Annotated in this window: 11 protein-coding genes and 1 pseudogene; 7 read left to right on the top strand and 5 right to left on the bottom strand. The window is 59.1% G+C overall.

Annotated elements, in window-relative coordinates; genetic code table 11:
- Positions 1-130: 130 nt before the first annotated feature.
- Positions 131-1,465, bottom strand: coding sequence for an OprD family porin (locus tag ACSQ87_RS02015; RefSeq protein ID WP_223429490.1), 1,335 nt, complete (start codon positions 1,463-1,465; stop codon positions 131-133).
- A gap of 379 nt (positions 1,466-1,844) precedes the next feature.
- On the opposite strand from ACSQ87_RS02015, the pseudogene tauA reads away from it, so the two are divergent.
- Positions 1,845-2,083 (top strand): annotated as a pseudogene (gene tauA, locus ACSQ87_RS02010) (taurine ABC transporter substrate-binding protein); the annotation flags it as partial.
- Positions 2,084-2,164: 81 nt separating this feature from the next.
- Positions 2,165-2,350: a hypothetical protein gene (locus ACSQ87_RS02005; RefSeq protein ID WP_223429491.1), complete on the top strand. Its 186-nt coding sequence runs from the start codon at positions 2,165-2,167 to the stop codon at positions 2,348-2,350.
- A 155-nt stretch (positions 2,351-2,505) separates the two neighbouring features.
- Here ACSQ87_RS02005 and argA read toward each other — a convergent pair whose 3' ends face one another.
- Positions 2,506-3,804, bottom strand: coding sequence for an amino-acid N-acetyltransferase (gene argA / locus ACSQ87_RS02000; RefSeq protein WP_008026003.1), 1,299 nt, complete (start codon positions 3,802-3,804; stop codon positions 2,506-2,508).
- 135 nt (positions 3,805-3,939) lie between these two features.
- Positions 3,940-5,097 carry an acetylornithine deacetylase gene (gene argE, locus ACSQ87_RS01995; protein ID WP_223429492.1) on the bottom strand — a complete coding sequence of 386 codons (1,158 nt, stop codon included), beginning with the start codon at positions 5,095-5,097 and terminating at the stop codon, positions 3,940-3,942.
- Between the two features lie 157 nt (positions 5,098-5,254).
- Here argE and ACSQ87_RS01990 point away from each other — a divergent pair, with 157 nt between their 5' ends.
- Positions 5,255-6,622 carry a CYTH domain-containing protein gene (locus ACSQ87_RS01990; RefSeq protein ID WP_223429493.1) on the top strand — a complete coding sequence of 456 codons (1,368 nt, stop codon included), beginning with the start codon at positions 5,255-5,257 and terminating at the stop codon, positions 6,620-6,622.
- 115 nt (positions 6,623-6,737) lie between these two features.
- Here ACSQ87_RS01990 and ACSQ87_RS01985 read toward each other — a convergent pair whose 3' ends face one another.
- Positions 6,738-7,202 carry an Lrp/AsnC family transcriptional regulator gene (locus tag ACSQ87_RS01985; RefSeq protein ID WP_046045137.1) on the bottom strand — a complete coding sequence of 155 codons (465 nt, stop codon included), beginning with the start codon at positions 7,200-7,202 and terminating at the stop codon, positions 6,738-6,740.
- 126 nt (positions 7,203-7,328) lie between these two features.
- Between ACSQ87_RS01985 and ACSQ87_RS01980 the strand changes: the two genes are divergently transcribed.
- From ACSQ87_RS01980 to ACSQ87_RS01965, 4 genes are all read left to right on the top strand, one after another.
- Positions 7,329-7,667, top strand: a complete 339-nt coding sequence (locus ACSQ87_RS01980) for a hypothetical protein (RefSeq protein ID WP_223429494.1) — start codon at positions 7,329-7,331, stop codon at positions 7,665-7,667.
- A gap of 90 nt (positions 7,668-7,757) precedes the next feature.
- Positions 7,758-9,542 carry a GspE/PulE family protein gene (locus ACSQ87_RS01975; RefSeq protein ID WP_223429495.1) on the top strand — a complete coding sequence of 595 codons (1,785 nt, stop codon included), beginning with the start codon at positions 7,758-7,760 and terminating at the stop codon, positions 9,540-9,542.
- A 74-nt stretch (positions 9,543-9,616) separates the two neighbouring features.
- Positions 9,617-9,934: a DUF2388 domain-containing protein gene (locus ACSQ87_RS01970; protein WP_223429496.1), complete on the top strand. Its 318-nt coding sequence runs from the start codon at positions 9,617-9,619 to the stop codon at positions 9,932-9,934.
- A gap of 211 nt (positions 9,935-10,145) precedes the next feature.
- Positions 10,146-10,811, top strand: coding sequence for an outer membrane protein (locus ACSQ87_RS01965; RefSeq protein ID WP_223429497.1), 666 nt, complete (start codon positions 10,146-10,148; stop codon positions 10,809-10,811).
- Between the two features lie 65 nt (positions 10,812-10,876).
- On the opposite strand, the gene gcvP is transcribed toward ACSQ87_RS01965, so the two are convergent.
- Entirely contained in the window at positions 10,877-13,750 is a 2,874-nt protein-coding gene (gcvP, locus tag ACSQ87_RS01960; protein WP_436273257.1) for an aminomethyl-transferring glycine dehydrogenase, read from the bottom strand.
- Between the last annotated feature and the right edge of the window lie 42 nt (positions 13,751-13,792).

The raw sequence follows: 13,792 nt of genomic DNA, 5'->3' as shown, positions 1-13,792 counted from the left end.
AAGCCACCCACTTTAGGCGTTTGTCTTAAAAGCTAAAAAGAATAAAAAATTACTATGTAAGCTCTTTTTGGAATATTAAGAAAAACACAAAAAAAACCTCGCCGGCAGGCGAGGCTTTTTCTGACAGCTATTACAAGAAGCTGTAGGTGTAGTTGAAGATCAGACGGGTCTGGTCCTGGCTGGCGATACCGGTATCGCTACCACGGTAAGTGCCATGACGCAGTGTTGTGCCGAAGCCTTTGAGTACGCCTTGCTGGATGGTGTAGTCCACACGCAGGTCGCGTTCCCACTCGGACTGATCAGGGCTGGTACCGTTTTTGGCCTTGATGTTATCGCCATACAGGTAGGCGGCCGAGGCTTTCAGACCTGGCACACCCAACGCAGCGAAGTCGTAGGAGTACTGACCGAACGTGGTGTTTTCACCGGCCCGGACAAAGCCGTTGATCATGGAATCGGTGAACAGGTAGAAGCTCGCGCCACCCGCTTCTTCGCTGCGACGGTTGTCATTCACAACGCTACCCTGGTTCAGGTAGACGAAACCGCCGTCATCATTGACGCGTTGATGACCCAGCAGGAACGCGTTGCCACCCAGGGTGTAGGTGAACATTGCGCTCCAGGTCTTGTTGTCGACCTCACCCGGGGTCTTGGCGTAACCACCGTTGTTGTTGAACTGATAGCCCGCATCGCCGTTCTTGCCATCGGAACCGCTATCGAAGTAGCGCAGGTCCGTCTTGAAGGACTGATTGGTACCAATCGGCCAGACATGTACCAGACCCAGGAAGTCCTGTTTGTAGTAGTCCTTCAGATTCGCATGGTAGTACTGCAGAGTCAGGTCTTTGGTGACCTTCCAGTCGGCACCGGCGTAACGGAACTGGTTGCTCTCCTCGGTACCACCAGCCACGGCCAGACCGGTGCTGTTGGAAGAGGCGCGACCTGCCGCGTGCTCCAACTGACCAACGTTGAAGGTAACGTTGTCGATTTCCTTCGAGGAGATCGTGCCACCCTCAAAGGTCTGTGGCAGCACACGGCTGTCGTTCGCGACCAGAATCGGCATGTTCGGTTGCAACGCGCCGCCCAAGTGGGCCTCGGTCTTGGAGAAGCGTGCCTTTACGTTAGCTGCCGCGCGGCTCCACTCACTCGCCGCCGAACCATCGGAGTCGCTTGGGAAGAATGAGCTCGGGTACGGGTGATGCCCCTTGCCGCCGTCCAGATGGATACCGACCAGTGCTTGAGCGTCGATACCGAAGCCGACAGTACCTTGGGTGAAACCGGACAGATAATCAAATTTGAGGCCTTCAGCGGTCTCTTTCTGATCGGCACCGCCGTCACGGTTATCGTTGTTGAAATACATAGTGCGGGAACTGACGGAAGCTTTGCTGTCTTCCAGGAAACCCGCGGCGCCTGCCTGCTGCGCCAAAACCCCGACGGCCACGGCTACACCCAGAGCCAAGGTGGACTTGTTCATTGTTTCACTCCTCTCGTTTCTAATTCTTGTGTTCCTGGCCCTGGGTCGTATGCCCGGGATCCTAAGATGCGCGATTAGCGCCAGACCGTGACTCACAAGTCAATCGTAACTTTGTGTGTCTACGACCATAGTCTAATCCCCAGTAAATTCGCTCCTTGCCGGGCCATAAACCCAAAAAGAATCACCCAATTCTTTTTCATACCCTTTAGGAATTAAGCTCCGCACTACTCCTTGAGCCGGAACACGGGCGCCGGCTCATAAGCTAATTCCTAAAGGGTATTTGTTAGCCTTTTTTTAGATCGATTGGCGTTGACGCAATTCACGATCAATCCCTATCGAAAGGCAGCGCCATGACGACCAACGCGCACTATCCGGTTCAATTGTTACAGTTTGTGTATCGCTAATACTATCTTTTGGCGCTCACGCGGCGAACCTCACGATCGGTTATCAAACCGGCATCGACCCCAGCAAAGTCCCCAAGCAGACGGACTGTACGAGAAAACCATAGGCCAGAAAATTGACTGGCGTCGTTTCAATAGCGGCCAGGAAGTGGTTACTGCCATTGCTTCCGGCGATGTGCAGATTGGCAACCTCGGTTCAAGTCCGCTGGCAGCCGCTGCTGGTGCGTTTGTGCATAAGGACCGCTGACTCGGTACCAGTGCAAAAATCGCCAAACTGACCGGAGCCAATGTCGTCGATGTGCCGGAGTTGCTAGCCGGCTCCACGTTCCCGGATGCTAAAGCCCAACAGACCACCGCGCTGCTGGACGGCGGCACGGCCAAGGCGATTGGCGAGACGGCGAAGTTCTTGAAGGAACAAGGGAAGGTTGAAACGGTGCTGCCGGATTATTCGCCGTATGTCAGCACAAAGTACGTCACGGAATAAGACGCGAAACCTGTGGCGAGGGAGCTTGCTCCCGCTGGAGGCCGAAGGACTCCCTGTATCAGCGATACGGTTCTGTCAGGCACACCGCATCGACCGGTTTTGGGGCCGCTTCGCAACCCAGCGGGAGCAAGCTCCCTCGCCACAAAAACTTGCGGTTACAGGGTTTTTTCGAAGATCTTCGAATTACGCTGATAGTTGTACAGCGACGCCCGCGCCGACGGCAGGCGCTCTACGCTGCTCGGCACGAACCCACGCTCGCGAAACCAGTGAGCGGTCCGGGTCGTCAGGACGAACAAGGTTTTCAGCCCCTGCGCCCGGGCGCGGGTTTCGATGCGCTCCAGCAACTCATCACCACGACCGCCATGGCGATACTCCGGGTTCACCGCCAGACACGCCAACTCGCCCGCATCCGAATCAGCAATCTGATACAGCGCCGCACACGCGATGATCATGCCTTCGCGTTCGACCACACTGAACTGCTCGATCTCACGCTCCAGCACCTCACGGGAACGGCGCACCAGAATGCCCTGCTCTTCCAGCGGGCTGATCAAGTCCAGCAAACCACCGACGTCTTCGATTGCCGCTTCGCGCACAACCTCAAATTGCTCCTGGGCCACCAGCGTACCGCCACCGTCACGGGTGAACAGTTCGGTCAGCAGCGCGCCGTCTTCGGCGTAGCTGACGATATGACTGCGAGCCACGCCACCACGGCAGGCCTCAGCGGCCGCATCCAACAGCTCAGCCTGATAGTTGCTGCCCAGGCGCTGCAGATGCGCCGGCACTTGTTGCGGGCGCAACTCACGAACCAGACGACCATTTTCATCGATCAGCCCCAGGTCGGCGCCGAACAACAGCAGCTTGTCCGCCCCCAGATCGATGGCGGCGCGGGTGGCGACGTCTTCGCAGGCGAGGTTGAAAATCTCACCGGTCGGCGAGTAACCCAGTGGCGACAACAGCACGATGGAGCGTTCATCCAGCAGACGATTGATGCCCTTGCGGTCGACCCGACGCACTTCGCCGGTGTGGTGATAGTCGACACCTTCGAGCACGCCGATCGGCCGCGCCGTGACCAGATTGCCGCTGGCCACTCGCAGGCGCGAGCCCTGCATTGGCGATGAAGCCATGTCCATGGACAGCCGCGCTTCGATGGCGATACGCAGCTGACCCACCGCATCGATCACACACTCCAGCGTCGCGGCATCGGTGATGCGCATCCCGTGGTGGTAATGCGGGGTCAGGCCGCGCGCAGCCAGGCGGGTTTCAATTTGCGGACGGGAACCGTGAACCAGCACCAGTCGCACACCCAAGCTGTGCAACAGCACCAGGTCGTGGACGATATTGCCGAAGTTCGGGTGCTCCACGCCGTCGCCGGGCAGCATGACGACGAAGGTGCAATCGCGGTGGGCATTGATGTAAGGCGAAGCGTGACGAAGCCAATTAACGTATTCGGGCATGAACCTGGGCCTGTAATAAATAGCAGCCAAAAAATGGGCGAAACAGAAAACGCACAGCGGGCTGATGGTTATCGTCGGAACAGGCTTGGCGACACGCGCGCTCTCCTCATGAATACGGGTTGGGACACGGGCGATTTATACGAGAGGCGCCGGTGTCAGGCAGTAATGTTCAATCAGTTGACGTAATAGATGCACCGTAGGCTGCAAACGTGACATTTCGAGGTATTCCCCCGGTTGGTGCGCACAGGCGATGTCGCCAGGGCCGAGCACCAGGGTTTCGCAGCCAAGACGCTGAAGATAAGGCGCTTCGGTGCCGAACGCCACTGCTTCGGCACGATGGCCGGTGAGCTTTTCCGCGACCCGGACCAATTCGGCGTCCTCAGCCTGCTCGAACGGCGGCACTTCGGGGAACAGCGGCGCGTAATCGATCTTCACCTGATGCCACTCGGCAATGGGCTTGAGCTTCTGCAGAATCTCCGCGCGCAGGGCATTGGGGTCCATGCCCGGCAACGGGCGCAGATCAAACTCCAGCGAACACTGACCGCAAATACGGTTGGGGTTATCGCCGCCATGGATGCAGCCGAAATTCAGGGTCGGCATCGGCACACTGAACTGTGGATTACGGAACTCACGCTGCCACGCCAACCGCAAACCGCGCAGCTCACCGATGGCATCGTGCATGGCTTCGAGGGCGCTGTGGCCGAGGCGCGGATCCGAGGAGTGGCCGCTCTGACCAAGGATGTCGATGCGCTCCATCATGATGCCTTTGTGCATGCGGATCGGCTTGAGCCCGGTCGGCTCGCCGATCACCGCCGCACGACCCAGCGGACGCCCGGCTTCGGCCAGGGCGCGGGCGCCGGACATCGAGCTTTCTTCATCACAGGTAGCGAGGATCAACAGCGGTTGTTTGAACGGCTGATCGAGCAGAGGAATGACGGCTTCGATGGCCAGCGCGAAAAAGCCCTTCATGTCGCAACTGCCCAGCCCCACCCAGCGGCCATCGACTTCGGTCAGCTTCAGCGGATCGGTCTGCCACAGCGCACCATCGAACGGCACCGTGTCGCTGTGACCGGCCAGCACCAAGCCACCGGGACCGGAACCAAAACTGGCCAGCAGATTGAATTTGCCGGAGCTGACCTGCTGGATGTCGCAGGTAAAACCCAGATCGCCGAGCCACGTCGCCAGTAAATCAATCACCGGACGGTTGCTTTGATCGAGGCTGGCCTGCGTACAGCTGACGGACGGCGCAGCGATCAGCGCAGCGAACTGATCTTTCATGGACGGCAAAAGCATCGCTGACTCCCAACTCCCGATTTGAACTCCATCATAGAACCATCCGGCGACAGGAATAAACCGCCGCGGCGCGTAGGACGGATGAGTCCTGTACACTGCACGACCTTGGCAGCCACACATTCCCCCGGCTGCGCTCCCGATCCTGGATTTTCCGGCCATGCAGAAAGAAACCGAAATCAAACTCCGCGTCAGCCGAGAAACTCTCGCTGCCCTGCGCGAGCACCCGCTCCTGAAAAAACGCAACAAAAGTGGCTGGGAACGCCGTGAGTTGATGAACCAGTACTTCGACACGCCCGAGCGCGACCTGGCCCGCGCCAAGGTTGCCCTGCGCCTGCGCCGCGATGGCGAAGAAGTGATTCAGACCCTCAAGACCCGTGGCCATAGCGTCGCCGGTTTGTCCGAGCGTAACGAATACGACTGGAACCTGCCCAAAGCCAAGCTCGACGTGAAGAAACTCGACGGCGAATGCTGGCCCGAAGAGCTGGCCGAGCTGGACAAGAAAACCCTGAAGGCGATTTTCACCACCGATTTCGTTCGCGAACGCGCTGAAATCGCCTGGGGCCGTGGCAAGACCAAAGTGGTCATCGAAGCCGCGCTGGACCTCGGCCACGTGGTGGTCGGCAAGCAGAAAGAAGAAATCTGCGAGCTGGAACTTGAACTGCGCGAAGGCGAGCCGGCCGCTCTGCTGGAACTGGCCGCCGAACTGGCCGCGACCCTGGCCCTGATGCCATGTGACATCAGCAAAGCCGAGCGCGGTTATCGCTTGTACGACGCCAACAGCTATTCGTTGAGCCTGCCGGCGCCACAGATCACCGCTGAAACCCCGCTGGACGATGCTTTCGCCGCGCTGAGCTGGCACTTGCTGAGCAGCAGCCAGCGCCTGGCCGAGCAGTATCGCTTCAATGGCCACTGGCGCCTGTTGCAGGACTGGGTCGAAAACCTGGCTGAATTGCGCGCGTTGCTGAGCAGCCTGGGCCAAGCCGCGCCACGTCAATCGACGCACGATCTGCGCGTCGCGCTGGATGCCTTGCTCGAAGACTGGCGTCCGCTGGTGCAAGCCGGTGTCGACGACGAAGATGTGCGCAAAGCCGCGCCGGAGCAGTTCCTCGAAGAACTGGAAGATCCGCGCTGGGGCTTGTTCTCGCTGAACACTTCGCGCTGGTTGCTGGCCCGCACTTGGGCGGCTGATCGCAACGTCCGTGGCAATCGCCAGGGCGCTGCGCAATTGGGCAGTTGGTTGCCGCGTTTGTTGGGCGAGGAAGCGACTTCCCTGCAACTGCAGCGTTATCAGCAACAGCCGGAAGACCTGGCCGAGCAACTGCCGCGCATCGAGCGCATCCAGGCCTGGCTGCACCATGCCCGCAACGTGCTGGATATCCCGGAAATGGATCGACTGTACGGTGAGCTGAAACTATTGGCGCAACTGGCTAATGAGCCGATCACCGATGAATCGCTGGATGCGCGCAAGCAGCAGGCGATCGCGGTGTATCAGAATCGTGCGTGGAAAATGCTGCTGCGCATGTAAATCCCTGTGGCGAGGGAGCTTGCTCCCGCTGGACTGCGCAGCAGGCCCATATTTTGGGGCTGCTTCGCTGCCCAGCGGGAGCAAGCTCCCTCGCCACAAAAGCACTCTGCCAGCGCTACACCGGCAAACTCGTCGTGGATTTGATTTCCGACAACGCCACGATCGAGTTCACCTCCTGAATCCCCGGCACCATCGACAGCTTCTCGAAGAAGAACCGCTCATACGCCTCAATGTCCGCCGTCACAATCCGCAACAAGAAATCCACCGACCCCATCAGCACATAACATTCCAGCACTTCGGGAAAGCCGCGAATCGCCTCGGTGAATTCGGTGAAGTTCGAACGCCCGTGAGCATTGAGTTTGATTTCGGCGAAGATCTGCGTGTTAAGCCCGATCTTTTTCCGGTCGAGCAAGGTCACTTGCCCGCGAATGATCCCCTCCTCCTTCATCCGCTGTATCCGCCGCCAGCACGGCGACTGCGACAACCCCACCTGTTCTGCAATCTGCGCGCTGGAGAGCGAAGCGTCCTCTTGCAGCAACGCGAGTATCTTGCGGTCGTAGCCATCCAGCTCGCTATGCATAAAAAAACCTTTGATTGATAACTTACCGAATCAAGCAATTCAAACAATCGCCAATAAGCCCAATCATAGATAAGAAATGCCCGGCACCGAATGTAAAAATTCCTCCAGTGATTTTGGAGACCGACCATGCCGCATCTAGAAGCCGTCAACACCCAGCACACCCGCGCCGATGTCTGGAACGTCAGCAACGCCCACTGCCGCGTTCACTATCAAATGCTGGCCGAGGCCGAACCGGATCTGCTGTGCCGAGTGCTCAATCTGTTCGCCTTGCAGTTTCTGACGCCGCAACAGGTCAACGTGCAGCGGATGGACGATCTGCTGTCGATCGACATCGTGATGGACGGCCTGAGCTGGCATCGCGCCCAGGTAATCGCGGAAAAATTACGTAACCTGATCAGCGTCTGTTCGGTTGAGCTGCAAGCGGCTGATTGCGCGTGGGATGAACCGGCTCAGGCGGCAGGCTGAAAAAACTCGACACGGCTTCGTCGCGTAGTGGCCCAACGGTCTGCGGCTCCGCGACTATCCTTTGCGAACTGTTGTTCATGAGGAGCCCGCATGTCCGTTCAACTTGCCATTCAGGACCGCTGGCTGGATCTCAATGATTTGCTGCGTGAACTGGTCGCCCAAGGTTTCATCAGTCAGGACTCGGCCGAACACGCGCTCAATGCTCGACGCCGTCACGCCGCGAATGGCCAGATGCACCCGCTGGAATTCATCGCCAGCCAACTTCTGGACGATCTCAGCCGTCCCGGCAAACACCTCGACCTGGAAAGCCTGACGCTTTGGCTGTCACAGCAGGCCGGCCAGCCTTATCTGCGTATCGACCCGCTGAAAATCAACGTGGCGGCGATTACGCCGCTGATGTCCTACGCCTTCGCCCAGCGTCACAAGATTCTTGCGGTGTCCATCGACCGAGACGCAGTCACCGTGGCCAGCGCCCAGCCCTACGTCACCGGCTGGGAAGCCGACCTGACCCACGTGCTGAAACTGCCGATCAAGCGTGTGGTGGCCAACCCGGTCGACATCCAGCGCTTCAGCGTGGAGTTCTTCCGCCTGGCCAAATCGGTCAGCGGCGCGACCAATGCCGATCAGCAGATGAACACGCTGGGCAATTTCGAACAGTTGCTCAACCTCGGCGCCAGCGACCAGGAACCGGACGCCAACGACGCGCACATCGTCAACATCGTCGACTGGTTGTTCCAGTACGCGTTCCAGCAACGCGCCAGCGATATCCACATCGAGCCGCGGCGCGAACAAGGCACGGTGCGCTTTCGCATCGACGGCGTGCTGCACAATGTCTATCAATTCCCGCCGCAAGTGACCATGGCCATCGTCAGCCGCCTGAAAAGCCTCGGGCGGATGAACGTCGCGGAAAAACGCAAACCCCAGGACGGCCGGGTCAAGACCAAAACCCCGGACGGTGGTGAAGTCGAGCTGCGGCTGTCGACATTGCCTACCGCATTCGGCGAAAAAATGGTCATGCGGATATTCGATCCGGAAGTACTGCTCAAGGACTTTGATCAGTTGGGCTTCTCCGCCGACGACCTGCGCCGCTGGCAAGACATGACGAGCCAGCCCAACGGCATCATCCTGGTCACCGGCCCGACCGGTTCCGGCAAGACCACCACGCTGTACACCACCCTGAAAAAACTGGCGACGCCGGAGGTCAACCTCTGCACCATCGAAGACCCGATCGAAATGGTCGAGCCGGCGTTCAACCAGATGCAGGTCCAACACAACATCGATCTGACCTTCGCCGCCGGTGTGCGCGCGCTGATGCGACAAGACCCGGACATCATCATGATCGGTGAGATCCGAGATCTGGAAACCGCTGAAATGGCGATCCAGGCTGCGCTCACAGGCCACTTGGTGCTGTCGACGCTGCACACCAACGATGCGCCGAGCGCGATCAGCCGCTTGCTGGAACTGGGCGTGCCGCATTACCTGATCAAAGCCACGGTACTTGGCGTCATGGCCCAGCGCCTGGTCCGCACCTTGTGCCCGCATTGCAAGGCGCCGCTGACCCTGGGTGAAGAAGACTGGCAAACCTTGACCCGGCCCTGGCAGGCACCGTTGCCGAACAATGCGCATCGCGCCATCGGTTGCCTGGAATGCCGCGATACCGGTTACCGCGGCCGCGCCGGGGTCTACGAAATCATGCAACTGACGGACGGCGTCAAAGCGCTGATCAACCCCGACACCGATTTGCTGGCGGTGCGGCGTCAGGCGTTCAAGGAAGGCATGCGCAGTTTGCGGCTGTCAGGGGCGCAAAAAGTCGCAGCGGGTTTCACGACGGTTGAGGAGGTGCTGCGAGTAACGCCGCAGAGCGAACAAAAGTAGGCGCGGCCTGTCATGGAACTCGATTGGGGAATTGGCAATCCAACGCCGTAGTTAACCCAGTGGAGTCACCCAATATGCGTTTCAAACTTGCTATCGCTACCATCGCCTTGTTGTCCCTTCCTGTCGGTTCGGCGATGGCCGATAGCTTTTGGCGTAACGTCATCTCATCCGGTGCGACCACCGGTTCGACCTACCTGACCTTCAAGGATAACAAGCTGATCGTCGCCGCCCAGGACGATGCCGGCAGCTTTGTCGCCAGTGACGGCGGCATTCGCGGTCCATACCTGGAGGCCGCGATGCAGAAAGTCCGCGCCGACAACCCTGGCCTGCAAGCCACGGACATGGAACTGGCGAACGCGATCCTGGCGAAGAATGCCGTTGCTTCGAATTAAGATTTACTGCTGAACAAAAATGCCGCTCTCAATGAGCGGCATTTTTTTGAACCAGAGAAATTGCACGGCTATTTCCTACGCACGCTAACGCCAAAACCCTGACATACAGACGAGTTTTCACCGACCTTCTGATGAAAGCTCCGATATGAGCGCCAGACGTGCGAACTCAAACTTTGTCGATTCGGATTACCCCACGAGCGAATCGACTCACATGAAAAAACCAGTCTTATCTTTACTTCTGCTGGCCGCCTACAGTCACGTTTCCCACGCGGAAGGCCTGTACGGCTCGATAAAAATCCAGAGTGTCCAGCAAGACCTTGCCGACGCCCTGCTCACAAGTCCCAGGGTGAACAACCGTATCGTCAGTCCGGAGCGCAACAAAGATGTCGGCGGCTCCGTTGCGCTCGGCTATGAGTTCACAGGTGGATGGCGCCTGGAAAGCGAGTACACCATCAAGCAGGACTCGGAGTTCAAGAGTTACTGGGCGCCATTCAACGCCAACGTCAACAACATGCAGGTCTCATCCAAACGCCTGATGTTCAATGCCTATAAGGACTTCCCCTTGACCCAAAGCCTATCGCTGTACGCCATGGCCGGCGCAGGCGTGGCCCATATCAATTCCGAAGGCTATCAGTCCAACCCTTCACGTCGATTTGCCAACAATACCCAAAACAATTTCGCTTACTCCCTGGGCGTCGGTGCAGACCTCAAATTGACCCGGCAAATTACCGTTGGCACCGGCTACCGCTATGTCGACATGGGTAAGGTTGAAACCGGCTATAACACCTTCGCCAACCGCATCAATGCGCAGGACGAACAACTAAAGGGCAAGCTTCGAGAGCAGAATCTTTACGTTGAAGCGCGGATGTCGTTCTGATTCATGACTCAAAAAAATGCCGCTCTCCATGAGCGGCATTTTTTGCCCGAATACAAAACGGTGTGTCAGCGGTAATCATCCACCGGGACGCAAGCGCAAAACAGATTGCGGTCACCGTAGACGTTGTCCACCCGGTTCACCACCGGCCAGTACTTATGCGCCTTGGTGTGAGCATCCGGCGTCACCGCCTGCTGGATGCTGTAGGACCGCTCCCAAATCCCGGTGATATCCGCCAGGGTATGCGGTGAACGTTTCAGCGGGTTGTCATCGGCCGGCCAGTTGCCGTTCTGCACCTCGGTGATTTCCGCACGGATACTCAGCATCGCCCCGATAAACCGGTCCAGCTCCGCCTTCGATTCACTTTCGGTGGGCTCAACCATCAACGTCCCCGGCACCGGAAACGACATGGTCGGCGCATGGAAGCCATAGTCCATCAGCCGCTTGGCGACGTCCTCCTCGCTGATCCCGGTCAGCGCCTTGAGTGGCCGCAGGTCAAGAATGCATTCGTGAGCCACCCGCTCGTTGCGTCCGGTGTAAAGCACCGGGAACGCACCGGACAAGTGCTGCGCCAGGTAATTCGCGGCGAGGATCGCCACCTCACTGGCATCCGCCAATTGCGGCCCCATCATCGCGATGTACATCCAGCTGATCGGCAGGATGCTCGCACTGCCCCAGGGCGCTGCGCTGACTGCGCCGTTTTGCGCTAGCGGCCCTTCGATCGGCACCACCGGGTGATTGGCCACAAACGGCGCCAGATGCGCCCGCACACCAATCGGCCCCATGCCCGGCCCGCCGCCACCATGGGGAATACAGAAAGTCTTGTGCAGGTTCATGTGGGACACGTCGGCGCCAATGTCCGCCGGGCGCGCCAGTCCGACCTGAGCGTTGAGGTTGGCGCCATCCATGTACACCTGGCCGCCGTGGCTGTGGATAACTTCGCAGATTTCGCTGATGCCTTCCTCGTACACGCCGTGGGTCGAAGGATACGTCGCCATCAGGCAGGCGAGTTTGTCTCCGGCCTCTGCGGCTTTGCCTTTGAGGTCATCCAGATCAACGTTGCCCGCCTCGTCGCATTCGACGATCACCACCCGCATACCGGCCATCTGCGCCGACGCCGGGTTGGTGCCGTGGGCCGAGGACGGGATCAGGCAGATATCCCGCGCGCCCTCATGACGACTCTCGTGATATTTGCGGATCGCCAGCAACCCGGCGTACTCGCCTTGGGCGCCGGAGTTGGGTTGCATGCAGATCGCGTCGAAACCGGTAATCGCGCAGAGCCAGCGCTCCAGCTCTTCGATCATCAACGAGTAACCCACCGCCTGCTCTTTCGGCACAAACGGGTGCAGGTTGGCGAACTGCGGCCACGTGATCGGGATCATCTCGCTGGTGGCATTGAGTTTCATGGTGCAAGAGCCCAGCGGGATCATCGATTGATTGAGCGCCAGGTCCTTGTTCTCCAGTTGCTTGAGGTAGCGCAGCATCTCGGTTTCGCTGTGATGGGCGCTGAACACCGGGTGACGCAGATAAGACGAGGTGCGCAGCAGACCTGCGGGAATGCCGGAAGCAAGGGTTTCAGCGTCCAGTTCATCGACGTTAAGCCCATGATCGGAACCGAGGAACACATCAAACAACTTCGCGACGGTGGACTCGTCAGAGGTTTCGTCGAGGCTCAGCCCCAACTGCCCGCGCCCGAGGATGCGCAAATTGATCTGTGCGGCCTGGGCGCTTTCGATGATTGCCGTCTGAGTACCACCGACCTCCAGCGTCAGCGTGTCGAAAAAGTGTGTGTTGAGGCGGGTGATGCCGTGGCGCTCCAGGCCAGCGGCGAGGATGCTGGTCAGCCGATGGACGCGTTGGGCAATGCGTTTGAGCCCTTCCGGACCGTGGTAGACCGCATAGAAACTGGCAATGTTGGCCAGCAGCACCTGAGCGGTGCAAATGTTCGAGTTAGCCTTCTCCCGACGGATATGTTGCTCGCGGGTTTGCAGGGCCATGCGCAAAGCGACGTTGCCGCGAGCGTCCTTCGACACGCCGATGATCCGCCCGGGAATCGCCCGCTTGTACTCATCGCGACTGGCAAAAAACGCCGCGTGAGGGCCGCCGTAACCCATGGGCACGCCGAAACGCTGGGATGAACCGAACACCACGTCGGCGCCCAACTCCCCCGGCGGCGTCAGTAACAGCAGACTCAGCAGATCGGTAGCGACACACGCCAAGGCTTGCTGCGCATGCAGATGATCGATCAACGGACGAAGATCGCGGATCTCGCCGTGGGTGTCGGGATATTGCAGGAGCGCGCCGAACACCTGGTGCTGTTTCAAGTTATCCACAGTGTCGATGATCAGCTCGAAGCCGAACCCTTCTGCTCGGGTCTGCACCACGGAAATGGTCTGCGGATGACAGTTTTCGTCGACGAAGAACAGATTGCTTCTGGACTTGGCGACACGCTTGGCCAGTGCCATGGCTTCCGCCGCCGCCGTGGCTTCGTCCAGCAGCGAGGCGTTGGCCAGTTCCAGGCCCGTGAGGTCGATGGTCAATTGCTGGAAGTTCAACAGCGCTTCGAGCCGGCCCTGGGCAATCTCTGGTTGATACGGCGTGTACGCGGTGTACCAACCAGGATTTTCCAGCACGTTGCGCACAATGACAGTCGGCGTGAGGGTGCCGTGGTAGCCCATGCCGATCAGGCTGGTCCAGACCTGGTTTTGCTCGGCGTAACCGCGCAGTTTGGCCAGCGCGGCTTCTTCGTCGAGCGCGGGTGGCAGGTCGAGCGGCCTGTTCAGGCGGATTCCCGGCGGCACCGTCTGCTCGATCAACTCGACCCGGCTACCGAGGCCGAGGCTGTCGAGCATCGCCTGTTGCTCGGCGGCATCGGGCCCGAGGTGGCGGCGAAGGAAGGCATTGGGGTCGCGTAACTGGCTCAAGGACGGCAACTGGGACATGACGGGCTCTCTCTTGACTGGCGCTCAACGTCGATGCAACAC

The organism is Pseudomonas sp. LjRoot277, assembly GCF_964253845.1.
Lineage (GTDB): Bacteria > Pseudomonadota > Gammaproteobacteria > Pseudomonadales > Pseudomonadaceae > Aquipseudomonas.
This window is presented reverse-complemented; position numbering and strand designations above follow the sequence as displayed.

What these genes read in the sequence shown, in the direction of transcription:
- ACSQ87_RS02015 (WP_223429490.1), bottom strand. Translation starts at nt 1,465, where the DNA reads ATGAACAAGTCCACCTTGGCTCTGGGTGTAGCCGTGGCCGTCGGGGTT.
- argA (WP_008026003.1), bottom strand. Translation starts at nt 3,804, where the DNA reads ATGCCCGAATACGTTAATTGGCTTCGTCACGCTTCGCCTTACATCAAT.
- argE (WP_223429492.1), bottom strand. Translation starts at nt 5,097, where the DNA reads ATGCTTTTGCCGTCCATGAAAGATCAGTTCGCTGCGCTGATCGCTGCG.
- ACSQ87_RS01990 (WP_223429493.1), top strand. Translation starts at nt 5,255, where the DNA reads ATGCAGAAAGAAACCGAAATCAAACTCCGCGTCAGCCGAGAAACTCTC.
- ACSQ87_RS01985 (WP_046045137.1), bottom strand. Translation starts at nt 7,202, where the DNA reads ATGCATAGCGAGCTGGATGGCTACGACCGCAAGATACTCGCGTTGCTG.
- ACSQ87_RS01980 (WP_223429494.1), top strand. Translation starts at nt 7,329, where the DNA reads ATGCCGCATCTAGAAGCCGTCAACACCCAGCACACCCGCGCCGATGTC.
- ACSQ87_RS01975 (WP_223429495.1), top strand. Translation starts at nt 7,758, where the DNA reads ATGTCCGTTCAACTTGCCATTCAGGACCGCTGGCTGGATCTCAATGAT.
- ACSQ87_RS01970 (WP_223429496.1), top strand. Translation starts at nt 9,617, where the DNA reads ATGCGTTTCAAACTTGCTATCGCTACCATCGCCTTGTTGTCCCTTCCT.
- ACSQ87_RS01965 (WP_223429497.1), top strand. Translation starts at nt 10,146, where the DNA reads ATGAAAAAACCAGTCTTATCTTTACTTCTGCTGGCCGCCTACAGTCAC.
- gcvP (WP_436273257.1), bottom strand. Translation starts at nt 13,750, where the DNA reads ATGTCCCAGTTGCCGTCCTTGAGCCAGTTACGCGACCCCAATGCCTTC.